Source organism: Corynebacterium sp. MSK004 (assembly GCF_030232515.1).
Classification (GTDB): Bacteria; Actinomycetota; Actinomycetes; order Mycobacteriales; family Mycobacteriaceae; genus Corynebacterium; species Corynebacterium hesseae.
On the sequence record NZ_JASPKB010000005.1, the window covers coordinates 150,276 to 175,692 of the forward strand.

14 protein-coding genes are annotated in these 25,417 nt (G+C 59.6%); 6 read left to right on the forward strand and 8 right to left on the reverse strand.

The window, feature by feature from the left end:
* Positions 1–11: 11 nt before the first annotated feature.
* Together QP999_RS07530 and QP999_RS07535 are read left to right on the forward strand one after the other, a co-directional pair.
* Positions 12–404 carry a (deoxy)nucleoside triphosphate pyrophosphohydrolase gene (locus QP999_RS07530; RefSeq protein ID WP_284848004.1) on the forward strand — a complete coding sequence of 131 codons (393 nt, stop codon included), beginning with the start codon at positions 12–14 and terminating at the stop codon, positions 402–404.
* Positions 401–3,517, forward strand: a complete 3,117-nt coding sequence (locus tag QP999_RS07535; protein ID WP_284848005.1) for a DUF3427 domain-containing protein — start codon at positions 401–403, stop codon at positions 3,515–3,517. Before QP999_RS07530 ends, QP999_RS07535 begins: the two co-directional genes overlap by 4 nt.
* Before the next feature lie 350 nt (positions 3,518–3,867).
* On the opposite strand, the gene QP999_RS07540 is transcribed toward QP999_RS07535, so the two are convergent.
* Positions 3,868–5,103: an MFS transporter gene (locus tag QP999_RS07540; RefSeq protein ID WP_070547289.1), complete on the reverse strand. Its 1,236-nt coding sequence runs from the start codon at positions 5,101–5,103 to the stop codon at positions 3,868–3,870.
* Between the two features lie 94 nt (positions 5,104–5,197).
* On the opposite strand from QP999_RS07540, the gene QP999_RS07545 reads away from it, so the two are divergent.
* A complete protein-coding gene (locus tag QP999_RS07545) occupies positions 5,198–5,719 on the forward strand; it encodes a hypothetical protein (protein WP_246819891.1) in 522 nt (173 codons plus the stop codon).
* A 67-nt stretch (positions 5,720–5,786) separates the two neighbouring features.
* On the opposite strand, the gene QP999_RS07550 is transcribed toward QP999_RS07545, so the two are convergent.
* The 3 genes from QP999_RS07550 to QP999_RS07560 form a co-directional block, all read right to left on the reverse strand.
* Positions 5,787–6,638 carry a hypothetical protein gene (locus QP999_RS07550; protein ID WP_070547269.1) on the reverse strand — a complete coding sequence of 284 codons (852 nt, stop codon included), beginning with the start codon at positions 6,636–6,638 and terminating at the stop codon, positions 5,787–5,789.
* Between the two features lie 62 nt (positions 6,639–6,700).
* Positions 6,701–7,576, reverse strand: coding sequence for a DNA primase (locus tag QP999_RS07555; RefSeq protein ID WP_070547270.1), 876 nt, complete (start codon positions 7,574–7,576; stop codon positions 6,701–6,703).
* 76 nt (positions 7,577–7,652) lie between these two features.
* Positions 7,653–9,383: a carboxylesterase/lipase family protein gene (locus QP999_RS07560; RefSeq protein ID WP_284848006.1), complete on the reverse strand. Its 1,731-nt coding sequence runs from the start codon at positions 9,381–9,383 to the stop codon at positions 7,653–7,655.
* A 115-nt stretch (positions 9,384–9,498) separates the two neighbouring features.
* Here QP999_RS07560 and QP999_RS07565 point away from each other — a divergent pair, with 115 nt between their 5' ends.
* Complete coding sequence (locus tag QP999_RS07565; protein ID WP_284848007.1) at positions 9,499–10,266, forward strand: hypothetical protein; 768 nt, start codon at positions 9,499–9,501, stop codon at positions 10,264–10,266.
* 153 nt (positions 10,267–10,419) lie between these two features.
* Positions 10,420–14,157, forward strand: a complete 3,738-nt coding sequence (locus tag QP999_RS07570) for a multifunctional oxoglutarate decarboxylase/oxoglutarate dehydrogenase thiamine pyrophosphate-binding subunit/dihydrolipoyllysine-residue succinyltransferase subunit (RefSeq protein ID WP_284848008.1) — start codon at positions 10,420–10,422, stop codon at positions 14,155–14,157.
* 680 nt (positions 14,158–14,837) lie between these two features.
* Here QP999_RS07570 and QP999_RS07575 read toward each other — a convergent pair.
* A complete protein-coding gene (locus QP999_RS07575) occupies positions 14,838–21,806 on the reverse strand; it encodes a G5 domain-containing protein (protein ID WP_284848009.1) in 6,969 nt (2,322 codons plus the stop codon).
* Between the two features lie 389 nt (positions 21,807–22,195).
* Positions 22,196–22,972 carry a hypothetical protein gene (locus QP999_RS07580; protein WP_284848010.1) on the reverse strand — a complete coding sequence of 259 codons (777 nt, stop codon included), beginning with the start codon at positions 22,970–22,972 and terminating at the stop codon, positions 22,196–22,198.
* Between the two features lie 159 nt (positions 22,973–23,131).
* Between QP999_RS07580 and QP999_RS07585 the strand changes: the two genes are divergently transcribed.
* Positions 23,132–24,271 carry an Mrp/NBP35 family ATP-binding protein gene (locus tag QP999_RS07585; protein ID WP_284848011.1) on the forward strand — a complete coding sequence of 380 codons (1,140 nt, stop codon included), beginning with the start codon at positions 23,132–23,134 and terminating at the stop codon, positions 24,269–24,271.
* Positions 24,272–24,278: 7 nt separating this feature from the next.
* Here QP999_RS07585 and QP999_RS07590 read toward each other — a convergent pair whose 3' ends face one another.
* Both QP999_RS07590 and QP999_RS07595 read right to left on the reverse strand, forming a co-directional pair.
* Positions 24,279–24,857, reverse strand: coding sequence for a twin-arginine translocase TatA/TatE family subunit (locus QP999_RS07590; protein WP_284848012.1), 579 nt, complete (start codon positions 24,855–24,857; stop codon positions 24,279–24,281).
* A gap of 67 nt (positions 24,858–24,924) precedes the next feature.
* Positions 24,925–25,374 (reverse strand): anti-sigma factor family protein, encoded by a 450-nt coding sequence (locus QP999_RS07595; protein ID WP_284848013.1) that lies wholly within the window; start codon positions 25,372–25,374, stop codon positions 24,925–24,927.
* Positions 25,375–25,417 lie beyond the last annotated feature (43 nt).

The window sequence follows — 25,417 nt, forward strand, 5'->3', positions numbered from 1 at the left end:
TACTAGTGCCCATGAGTTCACCGATTCGCGTTGTCGGAGCCGTCTTCACAGACGGTGATCGTTTCCTGGCCTGCCGAAAGGCTCCTGGAAAGTCCCTCGCCGGCATGTGGGAGTTTCCGGGCGGCAAGATTGAGTCGGGCGAAACCCCGGAGCAGGCGCTGGCGCGTGAGATCAAGGAAGAGCTTTCCGTAACCGCAACCGTTGGCGACAAAGTCACCACGACCGTATATGAGTATGACTTCGCCACCATTGAACTAACTACTTTTCTGTGCACAATCGAGTCTGGCGACCTGACTCTAAGTGATCACGATGAGACTCGTTGGGTGACCTCTCCTGAGGCAAGGGAACTCGACTGGGCTCCCGCAGACATTCCCGCCGTCAAACTAATTTCTTCGCGCCTATGAGTTCCGATTCTCTTCTCCCCTTCGGCATCTACGAAACCCCGGTCACCGCTCGTGTTCAGGAGCGAATCGAGGAAACCAAGCGGGCTCGGCCCACGGCAGCAACGGGCATCGCTCACGAGTCAACGAAGGACGTCAATCCGCGCTTCGCCGCGGCAGTGTCTCAGCATTTTGCGAAAGCACTTGAACAGAAGCTCACCGAGATGACGAAGGCGGAGGACCGCGTTGCCCTCATCAATGCGCTAGCGCAACATCTCGGAACAGATGAGTCCATCGCCGCAGAGCAGCTGCTCTACGCTATCTACAGATCAGAGCTTGAAGAGCCGCCAGAGCTTCCGGAAGTCTCGCTCAACACCAGTGCCTTGTTCACCAACAGCGTGGACGACACCAATATGTCGGTCGAGATTGCCCGCGAGATTAGAACGGCGGATTCCGTCGATCTGCTGTGCGCTTTCATCAAAAGCTCGGGCATTGCGGTCATCAGCGATGAACTGGAATACCTCAGGGACCACCAGATTCCGATACGAGTAATTACGTCCACTTACTGCGGGGCAACCGAAGCAGCCGCAGTGCGCCGACTCGTGGAAGACTACGGCGCTGAAGTCCGAATCTGCTATGAGCACAAGACCACGCGCTTGCATGCCAAGGCTTGGCTCTTCCGCCGTCAGTCGGGATTTGACACCGCCTTCATCGGCAGCTCGAACCTCTCGCGCTCAGCGCTTGTCGACGGCTGGGAATGGAACGTCCGGGGCTCTCGTTCCTCCACGCCGGAGATCATCGAAAAGTTCATCAAGACCTTCGACAGCTATTGGTACGATGCCCACTTCAAAGCATTTGATCCGGAGAAGGACTACGCGCGCCTCAAGGCGGCTCTCGGCAGCGCCAAGTTCCTCGAATCAAAGCCCGGCGAAAAGCTCGAGCTGTCCGGCCTTCGCGTCGAGCCCTACCCCTACCAAGAGGAGATGCTCGAAGCTTTAGACTCCGAGCGCGAAGTTCACGATCGCCACCGCAACCTCCTCATTGCCGCCACAGGTACAGGTAAGACGGTCGTGGCTGCACTTGACTACCGCCGCCTGTGTGAGAAGCTGGGGCGCAGGCCACGGCTGCTTTTCATTGCCCACCGGCGCGAGATTCTTACTCAGGCCCAGCGGACATATCGCGAGGTACTTAGTTCCGCTGGGTTTGGCGAGCTCCTCTTAAGCGGTGAACAGCCCGCCCAGTGGGACCATGTCTTCGCGAGCATCCAGTCTCTGCATGGCAAGCGCCTAGCCCAGCTTGCGCCTGACCATTTTGAAGTCGTCGTCATTGATGAGTTCCACCACGCAGAGGCCGCGACGTACCGCGCGGTTCTGGACTACCTGCAGCCGCGTGAGCTCCTCGGGCTGACTGCCACTCCGGAGCGCGGTGACGGCGAGAACGTTCAAAAGTATTTCGACTACCGCGTAGCTCATGAACTTCGCCTCTGGGATGCCTTGCGCCTCCAGCTTCTCGCACCGTTGCACTACTACGGAGTCGACGATGCTACTGACCTGACAAGCCTGACCTGGAATCGCGGAAAGAAGGACTACAAAGCTTCGGAGCTGAGCGAGTTTTATATCAAGGCTGGAGAGAAGCGCACCAGGTTCATTATCAATGAGCTCAGTCGTCGCATTTTCGATCTCTCCGAGATGAAAGCCCTCGGCTTTTGCGTGACCATCGCCCACGCCGAATACATGGCGGAGCAATTCAATCTTTTCGGCATCCCAGCTCTGGCGGTCAGCAGCAAGCTCAGCCTTGATGAGCGTCGCCGCGCCATTGAACAGCTTCGTGAGGGCACTATGAAGATCATCTTCGCCGTCGATATTTTCAACGAAGGCGTCGACATCCCATCGATCAACACGCTGCTGCTTCTGCGCCCAACGCAAAGCCCGGTGCTCTTTGTCCAACAACTGGGCCGCGGGCTGCGCCTCCATGAGGGAAAGAATGCCTGCACTGTCTTTGATTTCTTGGGTGTACAGCACGAAGAATTCGATTTCGAAGAGCGCTTCAAAGCTCTCACGCCTGCTCGCGGAAAGAACTTGGCCAAGGAGGTAGAGCAAGGATTTCCTACCGCCCCGCCAGGCTCCAACATCACCTTGGACCGTGTAACGACCGAGCGCGTTCTCAAGAACATAAAGCGCTTGGCACGTAACTCCATTAAGAAAATACGAGCACTTATTTCTGATTACGGCACAACGGACCTCGCCAGTTTCACTAACAGCTCCGGAGTTCCGCTAGAAGACATCTACCGCCGCAAGGGAATTACGTGGACCACGCTGCTGCGCGATGAGAAGCTTCTGCCCTCCGTCCCTGCGAGCGAGCACGAAGAGTTTCTACTCAGCCGAATCCGGGTCCTGTTACACATCAACGATCCCAACCGCGTAGCGGCCTACAGTCTCCTGGTTTCTCGGGATGGGCCCACCCAAAAGGACATGACTCCCGAGCAGGTTCGGTACGCCACCATGCTCGTGCTGGCGCTGTGGGCGAACTCAAATACGCCGGTACCGGAATCCTTGGACGAGGCCCTCGGAATCATCCGCTCATGCCCTTCCTTCGTCGCTGAGGTAACTCAGGTCATGCAGCTCACGCTCGACCGCTCCCGCGTCATTCCAGAGAAGTCAACGAACAGCGTCTTGGAAACTCACGCCGACTACAGTCTTGCCGAGCTCGTCGGAGCTTTGGACGATGGCACGTTGCGCAAATTGGCAAATCTGCCGCGCGAAGGTGTACGGCGCTTCGATGCATCAAACACCGACCTCTTCCTCGTTACCTTTCAAAAAGACGAGAGTGTCAGTGCTTCCACGAACTACCGCGACTACCCACTGGCGCCGGATCGCTTGCACTGGGAATCCCAATCCACCACGTCGCTCAAGTCCGCGATGGCACGGCGCTACATCCACCATCATGAGCTCAACGGCAACATCATCATTGCTACGCGCTTTAACAAGCGGAACAAGGTGGACACTGCATCGGCATACACCTTCCTCGGCAATGTCGACTACGTTACGCATAGGGGCGAGAAGCCCATCCAGTTTGAGTGGAGCCTTCGCCGTGACATGCCTAAACAGCTTTATGCCGCTGGACGCACTGTGGCTTAAGTCTCACATAAATATAAATAATAAAGTTGACACCACAACTAACCCACTTTAAGATTTTCTTAGCAGATTAAGAAGAGTGCAGTCTCTGTTACCTTGGTGCAGAAGTGTGGAGGACGATCATGGGAGCCGCCAGCAAGCGTAGCCGGAAGCGGTGGAGCCGACCAGAGAACGGTTCCGAGACTTCCACGTACGGCTTTACGCGTTTTCGGGAGCGCAGTTTTAAGACTGGCACCACTCCACGCTGGGCCGCGTGCAGCAAGAAAATACGCCGCACTCGCTAGGGATACACAGCCCTGAAGACTCAGGCTCCGTCAGTACTGTACTGACGGAGCCTTTCAGTTTTCCGTCTACTATCGCCGCGGGCGGTAGCGGCGGCGCAGGCCGCGCAGAATGCCTGTTCTCTCCCCCAAGGTGTCGCGGCCGAAAACCCACGCCACGACGCCGGCCGCGGCCACTACCGCGCAGAAACCAAAGGCTGCCTCAAACCCGTACCTATCTGCCAGCAGACCAATGACGATGGGGCCCAAGATTTGCCCGAAGTCACCAGCCATCTGAAAAGTTGATAGCACCTGTCCACCCGAGCGCTGCGAGCCGACGATATCCGCCACTGCTGCCTGCTGCGATGGGGCGATAAGGCCCGAAGCCGCGCCGGACAGGGCGGAGAGAATGAGGAGGGAAACGATGTTCGTCGCCAAGCCCAGCGTGCCCACAAACAGAGCGGAACCCACGAGCCCCGCAACGATGAGCGGACGGCGCCCCACACGGTCCGACCAGGAACCGGAGAACTGCAGAACAATGGCGTTGCCCGCGGCGAAGGCAGCCAACGCAACGCCGGATGTGGATGCGCCGTTGGCAAAAATGGCGGCCGCGAACAGCGGGAGAACCGCCACGCGCACGCCCATGTTGATCCATCCTTGGGCGAAGTTCGACGTCAGCACTGCGCGGAAGGCAGTATCCGCCCAGGCTTCCTCCAAGCGCATCGGTGTCAGGTGGCGCCGGCGTTCATCGGCCTCGTTGACCGAGGGCATAAGGATCCACACAACGACTGCTGCGATGGCTACGCCAACGCCATAAATGACGAAAGGCCAGCGGAATCCTAAGAAGGAGAGGCTTGCGCCCACGAGCGGGCCAATCACATTGCCAAGCAGGAAGGATGTTGCATAGGTGGCCGAACAGCGCCCGCGGATGCTGGGTGGCGCCAGGCGCACAATGAGTCCCATAGCCGCGACGGTGAACATCGTCGAACCAATGCCAGCGATTGTGCGCAAGACGACGATCTGCCAGTATTCCTGCGCCATTCCCACCAGGCCGGTCGTCGCCGCAACGGTGAAGAGACCCGTCACGTAGACGCGGCGCGTGCCCACACGGTCGATGAGGAACCCAGCGGCCGGAGCGAAGATGAGGCGGCTGGCGGAAAAGACGGAGACAACGAGGCCTGCTGCGGCCATTGAGACGTCGAAGCTGACGATGAACTGCGGCAGCAGCGGCGCAATGAGCCCGTACCCCAAGGCGATGATGAACCCGGCGGTGACCATGACCCAAATTTCCCGCGGGATTTTAACCTGCGGCGCAGCATTATTTTTCATATCGCCACTCACTGTATCCCACTCCGCCAAATCATCGCACACGAGTTCGATACTCGTGGAGGGAATGTCCGCTCGGTTTTCTAGTGTGTGGGCCATGAAGAACTACAGCAGCATTTACCAATCCGTTCAGTCCCCGTCCACGCTCAGCCCCGGTGAGCTCACCACGGAGATCCTTTACCACCACCATGAAACGCTTCGCTCCATCGAGAGCATCATCCGCCACCCACGCTCGCTCGCGCGGCCCACGCCGCAGTGGCGTCCACCATCCAAGGTGTTGCCGCCGGTAGACATACAAGGCGAAGAATCACTACCGCTGACTTTTACTGTCTCACGCCACCGCGTGGGTGAGCGGGCTAAGGCCCGCGTTCTGGGTTATGGCGAAAAGCGCGTGCCCTCTTACCTCATTACGGTGCGCATCACCGACCCGACTGGGCGTCCCGTTGCTCCCTCCTTGGCTGAGGCATGGGTCCGGGCACTGGTTCCAGAGGAGCTTGTCTCCGCGGTGCATGAGATTTCCAGCAGCAGTGCAGCGACGTTTGTGTGGCTGGTGGATAGCACCTATACCCCGGTGCATTCACCGCTCTCCCTCTTCGAAGGATTCAGCCAAGCCGCTTAAAACCTACTTAACTACTAGCCAAAGTAGGTGTGGCCCGAGTGGTCGGAGCCGCGCAACTTTAGAGCTTTCAGAAGTAGCGCTGCATCCGGCCCAAGAGGTTGCGGGGTGGTTCCTCATCAAGAGAAATCGAGAACCTGTCCTCCGTTAAGACACGGGCACGGGATCGGCGTGTCTCCGGGTAGTCATATAGACGGAGGATGGGCTGCGGCGCCAAGCGAATAGCTACGCAGACTACGAGGGCCGTGAATGTCTTATCAATCACGTCGGAGCTCAGACTCTGCAAAAGAACCGCCAGGCGCCCGTCATGCAAAATTAGCTCCCACAGCGCCATGAGCTTGATGGGTCCGCTTTGCCCATACTCACTGGGCAGGAGCAAGGTACACATCGTGGTCAATAGCCCGGCGACTACACCCACACCGGCGCCGGTGAGCATCATGACCAACATCCGCTTAAAGGCACCACGACGTGCCAGCCAACCAAATAGGTAGGCCACCACCACGGCCACCGGGAGGTACACCAAAAGCAGCGGGTTGTTGATGCTGGCCAAGCACGCAGTCAAAAGCGCTGTTCCCATGCCTAACACCGGACCGTAGACAATAGCCACGAATGCTGTACCCATCATGTCCAGGTATAGGGGCACGTTCACGTTGAAGATCAGCGATGACAGCACCAGGTTCACTGCCACCGCCAGCAACGGGTTAAGCAATGCGTGATGACCCAAAGAACGCCACTGCGCGGCAAGGAAGAGAAGGGCGCCGAGCAGGGTCAGGCACCACACACTGATGGAGAGGACAGAGCCAAAAACATAGTCCCCGCTACCGTAGTTCGAATTCAGCGACAGGACCCAAGCCAGAGCCGCGCACACTAATGCGGAGCCAACACACAGGCGTTGGCTCCGAGATGCCTTCTTGTCCGGCATGTGTTTTGGTTGCTCCTCATTAACGTAGGGAAAAGTACGCACCTACCCTACCCTGGGAGCTTTTAGCCCTCGGAGTCACCGTCGCTATCGGCATCCTCTGCTTCGTCCTCGTCGTAATCATCGTCATCGTCCTCATCGTCGTCGAAGAGAACGTCCTCCTCGTCCTCATCGTCGGCGCCGAAGATGTCATAGACCTCAGGCTCGTCGAAGTCGGAGTCATCGATGCTCACCAGCTGGGCTTCCCAGTCCAGGGCTTGATCAGAAACCAGGCTCAGCACATCAAAGAGGCGGTCGAAGTCGGTGTAGGTGCCCAGTTCGAGGGCCTCGGCGGGAACCTCGATGATGGGGGCTAGCCCGCCGTCCTCGTCTTCCGCATCACCGAAGATGGCAACGCGCTCTTCCTCGCTCATGTCCTCCGGGGTATCAACGTCCCAGAGCTTGCTGATTGCCTCATCCTCCAGCTCATCGAGCTCTTCCTCATCGAAGTCGAAGGAGAGGAAACGCACGATTGCGCTCGGGACACCATCGATGGTTTCCACCAGCACGCGCAGCTCCGAGTCGTTTGCTACCTCCGCCACGACGAGGTTCGGGTTGAACTCATCCTGGAGAAACTCCAACTCAGCGATGCGCTCATCGGTGCCCTCCAGCAGATCACGCAGCACGGTTACCACCTGGTCGGTCGCGATGTGACGCGACACAGCCTCGACTGCATCCTCGACGGAGAACGCCACGGAAACTAAAACGGCCTCGAAGTCTTCATCGTCTTCATCCACATCGGCTGCGGCAATGTAGACGTTGGCCGCCGGCAGGATGGGGTCAATTTCCACAAACTGGATTTCCAAATCGGAGGTGATGGGCACGAACATCACATCGTCGTTGACGCGGGACTCAATGCCCTCCCCGTCCAGCGCAGAGGCGATATCTTCAAAAAAGCTCATGTGATTAACATCCGTCCATGTGGGAGTCTCACCCGGGCTGCTGCCAAGGCCCCACACATCTTACCTGCGATCCCCATCAATAGCTCTCCTCATTGAGCAGGAATCCCAGTTCCTTCAGAATCTCCGGGCGCCCCGTACCCCACTCCAGCATGTCGTAGGCCTCCCATGCTTGGCGACGCCCCTCCATCGGCGCCTCCTCCACGCGCGGCTCCACATCGAAAACCATGGTCGAGCGCTGCGGAGCGCGATACTGCGGCCAGTCGTCTCGCGGGGCCCCGCCCCGAATGAATTCGCCCCATTGCGTCTGCATGGCCCCGGTTACGTTCTCCATTTCGGAAGGCTTGGCGATGGTGTTCAGGAAGGAGACGCGCGACGCTCCTGGGTCACCAAAGATATTGGAGAGCTCCATCGAGTGCATCGCCCCCAACCCCAACCAGCGCAGTGCTGCCGGCGCGAAGTCGAAGCGGTACATCCACGTCGGATAGCGCCGCGCGTGTTCGGAGACCACGCGGACGGTGGGGGCCCAGAAGAGGGCGTCGGTAAGCAGGTCCCCAAAGTCGCGGCGCGAGACCGCACCGCCGTAGGCCGCAATGACGTCCGGTGCGCTCTCCGGATCAAAGGAGGCCAGCAGTCGCAGGGCCGCGCGCTCCCGGGCACTCTGGCGCTGGAAGAGGAACTTTCCAAAGCTAGCCTCACCGGAGTTGGTTCCCACCAGCAACGGCACTGGGTGTTGGTTGCCGTCCACAAAGGCTTCGATGGGGTGTTGCGGGATGAGGTCGCCGTCGACAGTCGGTGCGTAGCAGGAGTTCAGGTACAGCAACTCGCCCGCGCGCCACATCATGGACTGCCCGGAGCGCACCAAGTCCGCAAAATCCTCCTGGCGCAGATCATCCGCGGTGGTATCGCGCGGCAAGGCCATCTTGTGAACCAGCTCGCGGGCCCAAAACACCGACTGCGCCCGCGAATGAATCATGCCTATGGGCGGTGACTGCGCAATCGCGCGGTGGAACAGCCCCTCGGCGCGCGGCACCGCCATGAGTGTCAGGACGGCCGCGCCGCCGGCGGATTCACCCATGAGCGTGACGTTTTCTGGGTCTCCGCCGAAGGCGGCGATGTTCTCGCGCACCCACTCCAACGCCAGGACCTGATCCGCCACGGCCGGGTTAGCGCAGGCCTCACCACCTAAGCTGCGGACGTCGAGGTAACCCAAAGCACCTAAGCGGAAATTCACCGAAACGTAGACCACGTCCATCTGCGCTGCGAACTCGAAGCCGCGCAACATCAGCATGTGGGAGGAGCCCACAATGAAACTGCCGCCATGCAGATACACCACAACGGGCAGCTTCTCCCCCGCCTCGCGCGCCCCGGGCGTCGCCGGGTTAGTGGTCGGACCTGAGCGGTGGGGCCGAACGATATCGAGGGTCAAGCAATCCTCTGCGCCCTCGATGCGATCGGTCCAGGAATAGACGGGCTGCGGGGCCACGTGCCCGAACTCGCGGCAATCTCGGATTCCTTCCCAGGCGGGGGCAGGTCGCGGCTCCATGAAACGGTGAGCGCCCGACGTATCCGCGCCGAAAGGAATCCCGCGCCACGAGCGCACGGGAGCGCTCAGCGGACGGTCCGTGCGCAACTCCTCTTCGATGCAGCCGCGTACCCAGCCGCCGGTGGTGAGCACCGTGAGGTCGTCGGCAAGCGCGGTGCGTGCTGCCTCATGGGCGGCGCGGGCACGGGCGTGGAGGGAATCTGCAAGCAAGCGCGCCGCAGCCGCGCTGACCTCGCGCGAGGGGGAAGGCTCAAACTCGCTCATGTCTCATACCCTAGTGCGCGCGCCTGCTAACGCGCTGAATAAAGCTTTTTCGATACGGTGGTAAACATACAGTTCAGATTCACAATCAAATTTAGTTAAGAAGTTAGGTGAGACAATGTTGGACAAGGTCTTTAACAAGGAGAAAAAGAGCAAAGACATTAGTCTCAGGGACGGGGCCGTCGAGGAGACTGGCTCCGCAGAGGCCGTGGGCACCTTGGAAATTGATGAGGCCAACCGCATTACTAAGGGATTCTTGGGGGCCATCGACAAAATCGTCTCCGTCCAGTCCTCCGTCATCATTAACTATGTCGAGGGCGTGAAGAAGCGCAACCCCAACGCCAGCCCGGCACAGCTCCAAGAGCTCATTGACAAGCACTTCATGAACATCATCACCGGCACGGGTGCCGCTGCCGGCGCATCCGCGGCTATCCCCGGCATCGGCCTGGTCACCGGCGCGGCCACTATCGGCGCAGAATCCATGGTCTTCCTTGAGGCCGCTGCCTGGTACATCCTCGCCTCCGCGCACCTGCGCGGTGACAACATCCGGGATAAGGAGCGCCGCCGCGCCCTGGTCTTGGTGGTGCTCACCGGCTCCCAGGGCAGCGCGTTGGTCGATACCTTTGTAGGTGACGCAACCTCTCTGTCCGGCGTCACCTCCGCTGCTACCCTCTCGCGCTTTTCCGGCCCCACCCTCAGCGGCCTCAACGGACGCCTGACCAAGCTGTTTATGAAGCAGGCCACCAAGAAGCTCAAGTGGGCGTGGGTGTCCAAACTGCTGCCGATGGGTGTAGGCGCGGTGCTGGGAACGACCGCCAACCGTAAATTGGGACGCCAAGTTATTGACCATGCCGGAACCCAGCTCTCCCCCCTGCAGGGGGAGTAAAAGGCGGGAAACCCGCCCGGGATAGTGGGCAAACTTCCAAGGCCCGTATCATAAGGGAAGACACTTTTCGGGGTGCCTTTCGCACCCGTGGATTGGCCTACTAGAGTCGAATAAAGACAAACTTAGAAGCACAGAAAGAGGCGAGCATCTGCCGTGAGCAACTCGAGCATCTATGGCCCGAATGCGTGGCTGATTGACGAACAGTTTCAGCAGTACTCAAAGGACCCGAACTCCGTAGACAAGGAGTGGCGCGAGTACTTTGAGGCCAACGGGGCACCGAAGTCGGCCGCAAAGTCCAAGGCTGCGAAGGCTCAATCCAGCACCCCCGCCCAGAAGAAGGGCGCAGCAGCACAGGCCGAGTCCAAGCAGGCACCGGCTCAAGAGAAGTCTCCCGCCGCACCGGGTGCTAAGGCACCGAGCGATTCCAAGGCTTCCGCCGCGGCTGCGAAGAAGACGGAGAAGAAGTCCGAGTCTCCGCTGGACCGCATCAAGGACGCACCGGAGCCGGGCTCCCGCGTACTCAAGGGCATGTTCAAGGCAATTGCCAAGAACATGGATGAGTCCCTGGAGATCCCCACCGCTACCACCGTGCGCGACATCCCGGTCAAGCTCATGTGGGAAAACCGCGCGATGATCAACGATCACCTCAAGCGCACCCGCGGCGGCAAGATCTCCTTCACCCACATCCTGGGCTACGCGCTGGTTAAAGCCGTTCAGATCCACCCGGACATGAACGTGCGCTACGAAATCCAGGACGGCAAGCCCACCGTGGTCCAGCCGGAGCACGTCAACCTGGGTCTGGCCATTGACCTTCCGCAGAAGGATGGCTCCCGCGCCCTCGTCGTCGCTGCCATCAAGGAAGCGGAGAACAAGACCTTCTCCGAGTTCATCGATGCCTACCAGGACATCGTTGACCGCTCCCGCAAGAACAAGCTGACGATGGATGATTTCTCCGGTGTCACCATCAACCTGACCAACCCGGGTGGCATTGGCACCCGCCACTCCATCGCCCGCCTGACCAAGGGCTCCGGTTCCATCATCGGTGTGGGCTCCATGGACTACCCGGCCGAGTTTGCCGGCACCTCCGCTGACCGCTTGGCTGACCTCGGCGTCGGCCGCCTGGTTACCCTGACCTCCACCTACGACCACCGCGTCATTCAGGGCGCTGAGTCTGGTGAGTTCCTGCGCACCATTGGCCAGCTCATTCTGGATGATGCCTTCTGGGACGAGCTCTTCGAGTCCCTGGGTGTTCCCTACCAGCCCTTCCGCTGGGCTGCCGACGTGCCGAACACGGGCGTCGACAAGAACACGCGCGTCATGCAGTACATCGAGGCCTACCGCTCCCGCGGCCACCTGCTCGCGGACATCAACCCGCTGGGTTGGAAGCAGCCGGGTCTGCCCTGGCCGGATCACCGCGACCTCGACCTGGCTACCCACGGCCTGACCATCTGGGATCTGGACCGCACCTTCAACGTTGGCGGCTTCGGTGGCAAGGAGACTATGACGCTGCGCGAGGTAGTTACCCGCCTGCGCTCCGCCTACACCCTCAAGGTTGGCTCCGAGTACACCCACATCCTGGACCGCGACGAGCGCGGCTGGCTGCAGGAGCAGATTGAGGCCGGTATGCCGAAGCCGACCAACTCCGAGCAGAAGTACATCCTGCAGAAGGTCAACGCCGCTGAGGCCTTTGAGAACTTCCTGCAGACCAAGTACGTGGGCCAGAAGCGCTTCTCCCTGGAGGGCGCTGAGTCCCTCATCGCTCTGCTGGACTCCATCGTGGACACCGCGGCTGGCCAGGACCTCGACGAGGTTGTCATCGGTATGCCGCACCGCGGCCGCCTGAATGTTCTCTTCAACATCGTGGGCAAGCCGCTGGCGGATATCTTCGGTGAGTTCGACGGCAACTACAAGGGCGGCCAGATGGGCGGCTCCGGTGACGTGAAGTACCACCTGGGCGCTGAGGGCGAGCACCTGCAGATGTTCGGCGACGGTGAAATCAAGGTCACCCTGGCTGCTAACCCGTCTCACCTCGAGGCCGTCGACCCGGTCATGGAAGGTATCGCACGCGCCAAGCAGGACATCCTGGACAAGGGCGCTGAGGGCCACACTGTTGTGCCGATCATGCTCCACGGCGATGCTTCCTTCACCGGCCTGGGCGTGGTCCAGGAGACCATCAACCTCTCCCAGCTGCGTGGCTACACCACCGGCGGTACCGTCCACGTGGTGGTCAACAACCAGGTGGGCTTCACCACCACCCCGGATTCCGGCCGCTCCACCCACTACGCCACCGACCTGGCTAAGGGCTTCGACTGCCCGGTCTTCCACGTCAACGGCGATAACCCGGAGGCAGTTGTCTGGGTGGGCAAGCTGGCCACCGAGTACCGCCGCCGCTTTGGCAAGGACGTCTTCATTGACCTCGTCTGCTACCGCCTGCGCGGCCACAACGAGGCCGACGACCCGTCGATGACCCAGCCGCAGCTCTACGACATCATCGATGACCACAAGTCTGTCCGTGAGCGCTACACCGAAGAGCTCATCGGCCGCGGTGACCTCTCCGATGAAGAGGCAGAGGCAGCTGCACGCGACTTCCACGATCAGATGGAGTCCGTCTTCGCCGACCACAAGAAGGCGGAAGAGGCTGGTCCGAAGGAACAGACCGGCATCACCTCCTCCCAGGAGCTGACCCGTGGTCTGGACACCTCCATCACCGCCGAGGAGCTCGCCGAGATCGGTGACGCCTACGGCACCCCGCCGGAGGGCTTCGAGTACCACAAGCGCGTGGCCAAGGTGGCCAAGGACCGCCAGAAGTCCTCGCGCGAAGGCGGCATCGACTGGGGCTGGGGCGAGCTCATCGCTTTCGGTTCCCTGGCCAACTCCGGCAAGGTTGTCCGCCTGGCCGGTGAGGATTCCCGCCGCGGTACCTTCACTCAGCGCCACGCTGTGGCCTTCGACCCGCGCACGGGTGAGGAGCACAACCCGGTTGCTCACCTGGCGAAGTCCAAGGGCAATGGCGGTAAGTTCATGGTCTACAACTCGGCCCTGACTGAGTTCGCCGGCATGGGCTTCGAGTACGGCTACACCGTGGGTAACCCGGATGCTGTCGTGGCTTGGGAGGCACAGTTCGGTGACTTCGCCAACGGCGCACAGACCATCATCGATGAGTACGTCTCCTCCGGTGAGGCGAAGTGGGGCCAGCTCTCCAGCCTGATCCTGCTGCTGCCGCACGGCTACGAGGGCCAGGGTCCGGACCACTCCTCCGCCCGCATTGAGCGCTTCCTGCAGCTGTGCGCTGAGGGCTCCATGACGGTGGCTCAGCCTTCCACCCCGGCTAACCACTTCCACCTGCTGCGCCGCCAGGCTCTCGGTGAGATGAAGCGCCCGCTGGTGGTCTTCACCCCGAAGTCCATGCTGCGTAACAAGGCCGCAACCTCCTCCGTGGAGGACTTCACTGGGGTCAAGAAGTTCCAGTCCGTCATCAATGACCCGAACTTCGTTGACATCAACGGCAAGAAGGTCGGCGATACCGACAAGGTCAAGACCATCATGCTGGTCTCCGGCAAGCTCTACTGGGAGCTGGCCAAGAAGAAGGAAGCCGATGGCCGCGATGACATCGCCATCGTTCGCGTGGAGATGCTCCACCCGATTCCGTTCAACCGTCTGCGTGAGGCTTTCGAGGCTTACCCGAACGCAACGCAGATTCGCTTCGTGCAGGACGAGCCGGCCAACCAGGGCCCGTGGCCGTTCTACAACGAGCACCTGCGTGAGCTCATCCCGGATATGCCGGAGATGGTCCGCGTCTCCCGCCGCTCGCAGTCCTCGACTGCTACCGGTAACGCGAAGGTTCACCAGATTGAGCAGAAGAACCTGCTCGAGGAAGCCTTCGACGTCTAAAGGCGCTTGAAGCCACAGGCGCTGGCCACAGCACAGCGCCGAGCATGGCCCCGGCCACCACGAACTCATAACGAGCGTGGTGGCCGGGGCCTTTTCTTGCTTGTGGGTTGGGCTCCCCTACCAGAGCACAAAAGCCGCGCTGCGCGCTCAGCCACCCGCCCCTCGCGCTCAGCTACCCGCCCTCTGTTCTCCCTTAATCGCCCTTCGCGCTCACCGTGAGCCTCAAACAGCAACCACAAGCTCTCCCGGTGAGCGCGAAGGGAGACACTCATAAGAATCTCTTTTCAGAAACTCCACGAAATGTTGGGCAGAATTGCGCGAGGAGATAAAGCTGTGGCGAAACCTCTAAGCAGTCTTCGCATCCACCAGCGTGTTCGACCACGATAACGCCCCAGCTGCCGACGATCGCGACAGAACCCGCGACAGAACCCGCGGCAGTACTTAGTGAGTCGTTGGGCTGGACATCAAGCTCCCCAATCATACTCACGCCGGGTCGAGTGGTGCTTCACGACGAAAGCAGACAGACCTAGCTCGATATGACACCGAATCTCGAAATCGCTTTTCGACTGCCGCAATGCAATTCAGCAAAAAGAAACGCCCGAGCTATTGCTCGGGCGTTTGCTCGTGGTTTACTCAACCACTGCCGTGGGGCCGGCGAGGCCCCTGCGGACACCTAGTGTTTAGGAGTCCTTGCGGCGGCTAGGACGCAGAATCAGAGCTGCACCAACGATGAGTGCCAGTGCCACACCAATGAGGCCCAGGACGTTAGCACCGGTGTTGGCAAGCTTGCCAGACGAGGTGCTCTTGGAAGAGGCCGGGGTGCTCGATGTCGTTCCAGGCTGGCTGGCCTGGCTCGGCTGAGTACTCGGGGTCGCCTGCTCGGACGTCGGCTGTGCTTCCCCACTAGGTGCCTCCGGTGCCTCTGGCACCTTCGGCTCCTCAGGCTTCAGCGGCTCCTCAGGCTTCAGCGGCTCAACTGGCTTGGCTGGCTTCGTCGGCAGCTCCGGAAGGTGCGGAAGCTTAAAGAAGTGGGCCAATGCCGGCGGGATAATCACCAGCGGGATGAGAGGCCACAGGCTACTGAGGTTCGGGATGCTCGAGGTACCTGGCTTGTCGGGGTTGTCCGGAGTGTCCGGCTTGCCTGGCTCATCAGGGTTGTCCGGGTTGTCGGGGTTGTCCGGAGTGTCCGGCTTGCCTGGCTCATCAGGGTTGTCCGGAGTGTCCGGGTTGTCGGGGTTGTCCGGAGTGTCCGGGTTGTCCGGAGTGTCCGGGTTGTCGGGGTTGTCCGGAGTGTCCGGCTTGCCTGGCTCATCAGGGTTGTCCGGAGTGTCCGGCTTGTCGGGGTTGTCCGGCGTGTCGGGGTTGTCCGGAGTGCCTGGGTCCGCCGGCTTATCGCAGTTGCACTTGGTGCCAACGCGGATCTTCCGATCCTGCTTTTCCTTCGTCACCGTCTCGGTAGTCTCCGGATCGCCCACAGGCTCACCGTTTACAAGCTTCCAAGTCTTGGAAACTTCCTTCTCACCATTGACACCAGGCTGGTCCTCTTCGACCTTGCCTGCTTCGAGGTTCGGGTCGTACTCAATGATGGTCTCGTACGGAATCTCCTCGGTGTGCTTGTCCGTCAGCTCGGTCTGGTTCTCAGCCGGACCAACCTCGATGATGCGCGGGGAAGGCTTGCTGACTTCCTCAGAAGACTCCTCCTTGCTCACCTCGCCGTTATCAACAGTCACCGTGACGGTGTGCTTGATCTCACCAGGCGTGCCTTCTTCGACAACCTTGGACTCGCCCGGCTCCAGGTCCGGGTTCACACGGATCTCGGTCTCGTACGGGGTCTTCTCGGTCCATTCGACGTTCTCGGTGACAGCCTCGGTCTTGGTGCCAACACGGATAATCGCGTTGGTCGGCTCCTTGGTGCGCTCGGTGGTCACGGTCGGCTCGCCGGAAGGCTTACCGTCCACGATCTTCTGAGTGGAAGTGACGACCTCAGTACCCAGCTCGCCCTGCTTATCGACGACCTGCTCACCCGCCTTCAGATTCGGATCGAAGACGATCTCAGTCTCGAACGGGACAGGCTTCTCAACCGTGGTCACCACAGAAGTGTCCTCGGGTGCCGGACCGTACTCAATGATTTCATTGACCGGATCCTTGGTCTGCTTCTCCTCAGGGGTCACCGTGGCTTGGTCGCCCTTGGCGGTGAAGTCTGCGGTATAGGACTTCTCACCCGGTACACCCTTCTGAACGACCTTGATCTCACCCGGCTTCAAATCCGGATTCGGTCGGGTCTCAACATCGAATGGAACCTGAGCCTTCCACTCAACCTTCTCCGAAGCTTCGGAAGTGTCCGAAGGCTTGGTGCCAACGGTGATGACCTCATCAACCGGCTGCTTCGTGATCTCCTCGGTGATCTGCGGATCACCTGGCTTGGAGTTGACGATGTCACGCTTGATCGTCACGGTCTTCTCACCCGGCTGACCAGGCGTCGTCACCTTGGACTCACCAGCAGGCATGTTCGGGTCGTACTTCACAACAACCTTGAACGGAGCCTCAGCCTTGAAAGACTCAGTGTTCTCACCGGTCGTCTTGGTACCCACACGAATCTCGGCCGCAACCGGCTCCTTGGTGCGCTCAGTCGTCACGGTCGGCTCGCCGGAAGGCTTGCCATCCACGATCTTCTGAGTAGAAGTCTCGACATCAGTGCCGAGCTCACCCTGCTTGTCGACGACCTGCTCGCCAGCCGGCAAGGTGTCATCGAACGTAATCTTCGTTTCGAACGGCACCGGCTTCTCAGTCTTGGTTACCACAGAGGTGTCCTCAGCGCGTGGGCCATACTCTACGATGCGCTCAACAGGTTCAGTGCGGGCCTTGCTTTCCGCAACCTGTGCTTCACCGTTGGTGCCGATGAAGGTTGCAGCATAGGAAGCCTCGCCGTTTTTACCTTCCTGGACGACCCTGGTCTCGCCCGGAGCGAGGTCATTGTTCGGTCGCAGAGTCGTGCCGAATGGAATCGGTTCAGTCCACTCGACCTTATCGGTCGCCGTGGCCTGCTTGGTACCAACGGTGATGACCTCGTCGACAGGCTGCTTCGTGATCTCTTCAGAGACCGTCGGCTTACCGTCCGGGTTCGAGTTGGTGATGTTGCGCTTGATCGTCACCGTCTTCTCACCCGGAACTCCTGGCGTTGTCACCTTGGACTCACCAGCAGGCATGTTCGGGTCGTACTTCACAACAACCTTGAACGGAGCTTCCGTCTTGAAGGTCTCTGTGTTCTCACCAGTGGTCTTGCCACCAACGCGGATGATCTGCTTGACCGGAGCCTTAGTCTGCTCCTTGGTGACTACCGGGTCGCCAGAAGGTTTACCGTCGACAAGCTTTTGCTTAGTCGTAACGGTCTCTTCGCCTTCTTCACCCTTCTGGCCAATGACCTGCTTGCCAGCCTCCAGGTTCGGGTCGTACTTAACCTCAGTCTCGAACGGAACACGGTTCTTCTCAGTGAAGACCAATTCCTGATCATCAAGGCGCGGGCCGTACTCCACGATGCGTGGCTTCGGGTCCTTGATCACGGTATCGGACGTGGTCTTCACCGTCGGAACGCCACCAGGTTCAAGCGTGGCGTCGAACTTCGCAGTGATGGTGCGTTCACCAGCTTCGCCCTCCTGAACAACCTTCACCTCACCCGGCTTGAGTGCCGGGTTCGGACGCATGATGGTATCGAAACCAGTAGCCATGGTCCAGGTCATTTCATCGGTAGCCTTTGCGGGCTTGGTACCAATGACGACGACCTCATTGACCGGTGCCTTGGTTTGCGACCACTTGCCCTTTCGGTCCTGTACCTCTGTGCCTGGAACACCTTCGGTTTCGACCTTGTAGGTACCCTGCGGGACGGTGTCATCGAACTTGTACTCAACATCAAACGGCACCTCGCGCGTCGGGGCATCCTGGATGTTGATCGGTGCATAAATCCGATCGGTGGAACCATCGGAGTAGGTAACCGTGACCGAAACCTTGATAGAGTCACCCGGCTTCGCGGACGTCGGCGCGGTAGCAATTACGTTGCCCTTGTCATCCAGGCCGACCAGCCAATTGCCGTTGGCCGTCGCGACCGTGTACGTCGGATTACCAAACTCGTTTTTATCCCCGGTTGCAGTGTAGCCATCAGCCGGAGTGATCTTGTATGGCTGATCCGGCGCCACGGTAATACCTTCAGGCAACTGAATGGTGAGCGGAGAAGTAGCAGTCTCGCCTGGGAACGTGGTCTCAGGCGGGTAGGTTGGATCGACCTCGAAATTCTGAGTCAAGTTCACCACGGTGGTAACTGGGGTCTCATCAGTGGAGCCATCAGGGTAGGTCACCGTCACGTTGTGGACGTGCTTGTCCCCCGGCTTGGAGCCAGCAGGCGGGGTTACGGTGACCTCACCGGTCTTCGGATCGATCCTGTAGGTCCACCCGCCAACGTTGTCCTCAGTTTTCGGCTGGTCACCGTCCATGCCGAAGGAGAATGTCGTGCCGTCCGGTGCACCGTCCCGGTTAACGGAACGCTTCACCTCGGTGCCCGGCTTGGTGGATTCGACCGGGTAAGTAGGCTTGTTGATGTCCTTCTGGTTCCCCTTGACATTAAACGGTGCATAGACCGTGTCGGTGGAACCGTCGAGGTACTTGACGGTAACAGGGACATTCACACCGTCACCAGGTCGAGCGTCCTTCGGTGCGGTAGCGGTGACGACACCGTTTTCGTCGACGCTGACCTTCCAACCATCGACGTCGGAAGGCACCTTGTAGCGCTGCGACGGATCTTTAGCTAGGTCGCGCTCGGGAATCTTTGATTCGTCCGTGATGTCAGACGTAATCACGCCACCCGGCGTCGTGGTCTGCAGCATGTACTGTGCCTCGTAAACCTGACGCATCTCTGCCACAACGACGACGGTGGCGATGGTCTTATCAGACGAGCCGTCCTTATAGGTGACACGAACAGGAATATCCGCGGAACTACCAGGAAGCGCTCGCTTGCTAATCGGGGTAGAGATCACACCCGTATCCGGGTCAATCTTTACGTCTTCCCACTTCAAATTACGCGGAGGCGCAATATAGTCCGGATCATTCGGATCCGTAATGATGGAGAATTTCGGTTCAGAAGCTTCGTGCATGTTAGTGCGGTCAACCTGGCTGACCGCCAAGTCGCCTGGTCGGCCCGTAACTGTCGGATACAAGGGATCATTCGTACGCGCGTAGGCATCGATGACCGTAAACTCTGCCGGAACGGTAGCGGTGGAACCGTCTGGGTAGGTTACTTCTACCGGAACGGTGACAGTCGTTCCGTTCTGCACGGTCACATCCGGGGTTGCGGTAACCGTACCCTTCTCATCAATGTCGAATTTCCAGTCCTGCGGCAAGTTATCAGGCAACTTGTACTTAGCGAGCTTCGGATCGGACAACATCGTATCGATATCCGAAGTCACCTTCTCCCCTGCCTTAGTCACCTGCGCAGGGTAGAAAGCGAAGTCCTTGCCGGTGCCATCACCAATAACGTTGATGGTGCCGGTCACCACCTGTGGGGTAGCGCCCGTAGCGTAGTAAGCCTTCACTGGGATGGTTAGTCGCGCGCCAGGTATAGCTGTTTCCGGAATCGTCGAAGTCAGCTCACCAGTCTTTTCGTCAATAGTGACTGCCCAGTCACCATACTTGTACTCCAAAGAACCGTCGGGGAAGGTATAGCGATTGGGCTTCTCGTCATCGGTGCGACCGCCCAAGCCAAGCTCCGGCAAGGTTGGCTGAAGCGTAACCGTTTCATTTACGTGGCCGGATTCTGCGGTGTAGTCCGGCACCTTGATCGCATTGACGATCTGGAAGGGAACCTCAACGGTATCGGTCGTCCCATCGGGGTAGGTAGCGATAACCCTCGGCAAAATCTTGGTGTTGTTCGCGGCAGCTTCCGGAGAGGTTGCTTTGACTTTCACGGTTCCGTCATCATCGACGGTTGCCTTCCACCCTTCCGGAACAGACGCCGGGTCAATCTCCAGGGTCTTGGGTCGGACTGGGTCGTATCCCTCAAAGCTGGGCTTTAAATCAAGCTCGGAAACAAGTTCCTTACCTGCTGGGCCCTCAACCGTTCCCCTGACAGCAAGTTCCGTCACCTGGGTATTGTTGGGATCAATAACTGCGAGCAGCGGAATAATATCTTGCGAACCATTGGAATAGGTGACGATAACACGGGGCTGAGCGAACGTGCCCGGCATCGGATTGGCTGGGGTCGTGACCGTGACGTCATAGGTGTTTGGATCTAGCTTGGCGTCCCAACCCCTATAAACGTAGCGCTTATCAAGTTTAACCTCAGCTTCAACGCCGCCATCCTCACGTCTTCTCACCAGGTCAGCGATCTTGTCACCGACCTGCTTATACGTAAGGGTCTGGGGCCCACTGACAACCGTATTCGAAGTCTTATCAACACCAGAGGTCACTGATTGCTGGACTGGAGAATACTCCGGATCGTGGAACTGGGTGTCGTCGAAGCTCCACTGATTGTTGCTCACTACGTTGGCCTTATTGTAGCGAGAAAGCGAATTAGAGCTATCAAAAGCACTGCCTTCGCCGTAATTATTCGTCTCAGCGGCAGCTTGAAGCTGCTCCACAGAACGCGGCTTTGCCAACACGCTAAACCGCATGCCCTGCTGTTGACTCAGCTTCGTGCCCTTGTACTCCGGCATGGTGTAGAAGATATCGCCGGTAGTCTGATCAATACGCAGGCTCGACGTGCCGCCACCGGAAGCAGCGGTGTCGCTCGTTCCGATGAAGCTACCCTGGGCGTCGTAGGCCTCCACAACCATGCGGGACAGGGAATCATCCACGCCCCCGTCTTTAATCGCTGGAACGTTAATCTTGCCGACCTTGAGCTCTTCACCCGGCCTGATCACCAGCTTTTCTTGGTTCTCCCATGACACTGAAATCGGGTTACATTCGATGTTCTCGCTCGGCCACGGGTTCACGATGGCCGTAAAGGCTGAGTTGGTTCCCTGGGTGGCCCTTGGCCGTTGAGGATTATCCTGCTTATAGTTGCCCTGCCAGGCGTAACGCACCGGGTTAGCGGCAGTGGCCTCAGCGAACTGCTTGACTTTTGCATCGGTCAGTTCTGCGTTGAGGTTCAGGTTTAGTTGTCTCCCAGAAGCGGTAATATCGAGTTTTTCGTCGGCCTTATGCGTGACTACCTTGTCAACAAGGGTCTGACCGGCATTCATAGCGGGAATTTGAGCCGTGTCGAGGTACGTACCCATCTGGCCTGAATTGGTAAAACTCCAATCGGCGAACGTGCGATCCTTCGAGTTATCAAAGGAAACACTCAAGCCCCAGGCTTTCTTGTTGGGGCTGGACGCAGACGGCTCAGAGGTATACCAGCTGAAACCAGCCTGACTGCCACTCTCAGTGCTTCCCGAGACAGTACACGAACCGGCCGGCAGGTCGGATGCCTTCTGGGCGTCCTGCTCCACCGCGCCGGAATGCTCGCGAATGCCTCCAGTGAACTCCGCGGCGATGGCGTCAGGGACCACCGTATTAAAAGAGGTAATGCTGAGGCCGCTCAGCGCGAGTGTAATAGCAGAAAGAGCTGCTACCCCTTTACGGGAAGAGGGCCGACGGGCCGAGCCACTTCGTGGTGCATTCATTCCTTAGGTCCTTTCAAATGCGGTACCCTGCCCACCCCACAGTGCGGAAACCCGAAAGCCGCGGCGGCTTCTCAAGACATTTCCTCACAAATTCGTTTAAGGATTGACAGGAAATAGGCAGGTGAACGCTAAAAATTGTACCCTCCTATACATAAAACCGCAAGAAAAACAGGGTTTTACCTGGAATCTTTAAGAATAAGTACACAAGCGCGTGGGAATTATAGATTTCCTGGAATCGACCACTCTGTGAGATACTGATCGGTTTCCACACGTAGGGAGTGGGGCGGTGCGGCGAGACGTCGCCAAGCAGGGCGTGCCCATCGCCGTTATATGCAGTCCCGTATCGCCACCCCCAGACGCCGAGGACTGCGCCCCCTAGCTTGTCTCTTCTAGGACTCCTCGTGGACCAAATCCGAGCCACCGGAAGAGTTGGAGTCGCCTTCCTCGTTGAGGTTCTGCATGAGGTTGGCCTCCATCCAGGCGCGTACGGTTTCCTCAAAATCCTCGGAGTTCTCCACTTCCTCCACGACTTCATCGAGGTCCTGTGCGGTGAGGAATTTGGTGAAGGAAGCGATCTCTAGCTTTTCATCGCGGTTAAATAGCCCGTCTTGGTAGACCACGACGTAATTCTGTGGAAGCTCCGGCTTTGATTTAGGGCAGCCTTCGGCACCGGCAGGCTCCACGACGGAGACCTCCGGGGGCAAAGACGCCATGAGCGCGACGTGGGTGCGCTCCAAAAAGTCCACGTCCTTCGTGCCCTCATCCTGGGCGGCCACATAGTCCTTGGAAATTGAGCGGGCTTCCTCCGGGTTGTAGACGCTTAAGAATTCACCCGTGCAGCCCACGAAGAAATTGCCGTTAGTGCTGACCCCGCTGACGTGCTCACCGCCCCGACGCACCAGCATGTTTTCCTGAGAAACGGTGGCCGCGCGCCCCTCATCGCGCAGGGTCTGGCGGTAGATTTCCGCCAAGAGGCGCTGCTCACGGGATGTCGGATCAATCATGATGGTGATCGGCGCCGAGGCCACTGGGTCCGGCTCCGGCTTGGGTTCATACCCGGAGCAGGAGCTTAGCGACGCCCCCGCAACCCCCACCAAAGCCACCCCAACAACGCGGGCAAAGGTGCGGGAACGTGCAGCAAGGCGGGGCATCAGAATCAGGCGCATTCTTTCCATTCAACCGGACATGCAGGACACATGTCACTGTTCTTCAGGGTTCTCAGTCCGCAGCACTGGGCCGCAGCATCTGGCTGAATCTTACACACCCTGCTGGCCAGAGCGCGGTGTGGCTCTCCCCGATAGCAAGTGACTAGACTAATGCGCGTTATGACTAGCGCTATTACTGAATCTTCCGTTCGCGACGCGCTCGCCCGCGTCGATGACCCAGAAATCGGACGCCCCATCACGGAGCTGGGCATGGTGAAGTCCGTGACTGTTAACGCCCCCGACGTCGACATCGAGCTTTATCTCACCATCGCGGGCTGCCCGATGAAGAGCACCATCGAGTCCAATACCCGCGCGGCCGTGGCGGAGCTCGATGGTGTCGGCAACATCAGCATCTCCATGACGCCGATGAGCGACGAGCAGCGTAAGGAGCTCAAGCAGAAGCTGCGCGGCGGGCAGGCCGAGCCGGAGATCCCCTTTGCCAAGCCCGAGTCCACCACCCGCGTATTCGCGGTGGCCTCCGGCAAGGGCGGCGTGGGCAAGTCCTCCGTCACGGTGAACTTGGCCGCGGCCCTGGTCAACAAGGGGCTCAAGGTGGGCATCGTGGACGCCGATATTTACGGCCACTCCGTGCCCAGCCTGCTGGGTTCCACGGCGGGCCCCACAGTGCTTGATGACGAAATGCTGCTTCCCCCCGTCTCCCACGGCATCAAGCACATTTCCATTGGCCAATTCGTGGAGGGCAACGCGCCCGTCGTCTGGCGCGGGCCGATGCTCCACCGCGCCCTCCAGCAGTTCCTCGCGGACGTCTTCTGGGGCGACCTCGACGTGCTCCTGCTGGACCTGCCGCCGGGTACCGGCGACGTCGCACTGTCGGTGGCCCAGCTCATCCCCAATGCGGAGCTGCTGATTGTGACCACCCCGCAGGCGGCTGCGGCCGAGGTGGCTGAGCGTGCCGGCTCCATCTCCCAGCAAACGCGCCAGCGCGTAGCCGGCGTGATTGAAAACATGGGTGCCATGGTCATGCCGGATGGTTCCACCATGGATATCTTCGGCTCCGGCGGCGGCAGCGTGGTGGCCGAACGCCTCAGCGTGCTGCTGGGCCACGAGGTTCCCCTGCTGGCCAGCATTCCGCTGGATCCGAGCCTGCGCGCCGCGGGCGATGCCGGAACCCCCATCGTCATTTCCGCGCCCGACTCCCCCGCTACCCAAGCCGTCACCAAGGTGGCGGATTCCATTGCGGTGCGCTCCGATTCCCTCGTGGGCAAGAAGCTCGGCTTGGGTGTCACTCGCAAAGGCTAAATAGCCTTTAGGTGACATCCTCCCAGGAGGAGCTGCCCTCGCCAGTGGGTGTAGTCCCACCGCGCGGGGGCTGTGTCGTTTTAGTCGCCTTCTCCCCCGCCGGCCGCTGTGCTCCGGCATTCAAGTCTGGGTAGACCTGCGAATAATCAAAGGTCGGCCGGCCAGTGTTCTGCTCCGGCGCTGGCTGCGCCGGACGCTGCTGCGTGTGCGCGGGCTGGTTGTTCATGTCCGCATCGTGCTCATAGGGGCTGGTGCTCTTCTTGATGTCCTCGGCCATCTTCTTGGGGTTGAAATCATCCCAGGCGGAATCGTCGCCGTCGAAAAGCGCCTTGGTGATAACCCCGCGCGGGCCCATGCGCGTCCACTCCGCTGCCTGGCTTAGGGGCACCCGGAGATCGTCGAACTCCGCGCCGAGACCACTCATCTCGCCGTTGAGCTCCGCCTTGGCGTTGGCAATGGCCTTGCGCGCCGCATAAATAGCCGCACGGACATCCATAATCACGCCGGGCAAACGCTCGGGGCCAATGATCACCAGCCCCAGCAGCACGATGACGAGGATCTCTACCCAACCAATTGAGGAAAACACGAAACTATCTTAACTACTTCGCTAGTGGTGACTGGGCGACGGGCGCGCGGAAGGCTTCGGCCTCTTGTTAGCCCCGCTGGTTATGCCGGATGGCGCGCACGACCATTTCCACCTTGTCCAGGAAATCCTGGCGTGGCTGGTGCGCAGGAGCTTCGGCATCCGGCCCGGGGCTTGCGCCCTGATGGGCGATGCCCGCGAGCTTTGCCATCAGGGAATCAGGAGCCTTGACATGGGATTCCACACTGCATTCACGAACCCACTCGGCGGCGTTGCGCTGGTGGTGGATTTCTGCCCGGCATTCCGGGCAGTGCACGAGGTGGATGCGTACGCGGTGGGCATATTTGGCTGCCATTTCGCCGTCGACAAAAGCGACGACTGCCTCGGGCCCCAAATGGCCGATAGTATCTGCCCGCTGGGCGCGGGCCTTTGCCTTATCGCGGACTTTGGCTTGGGCCTCGGTGAAGAACCCGGACAGGCTCAGGGAATGGCCATCGCCGCTATGTCCTTCTGCTTTCACCTCAACGTCACCTCAACTCAGTGCGAGTTTTCCCTGCCTAGGC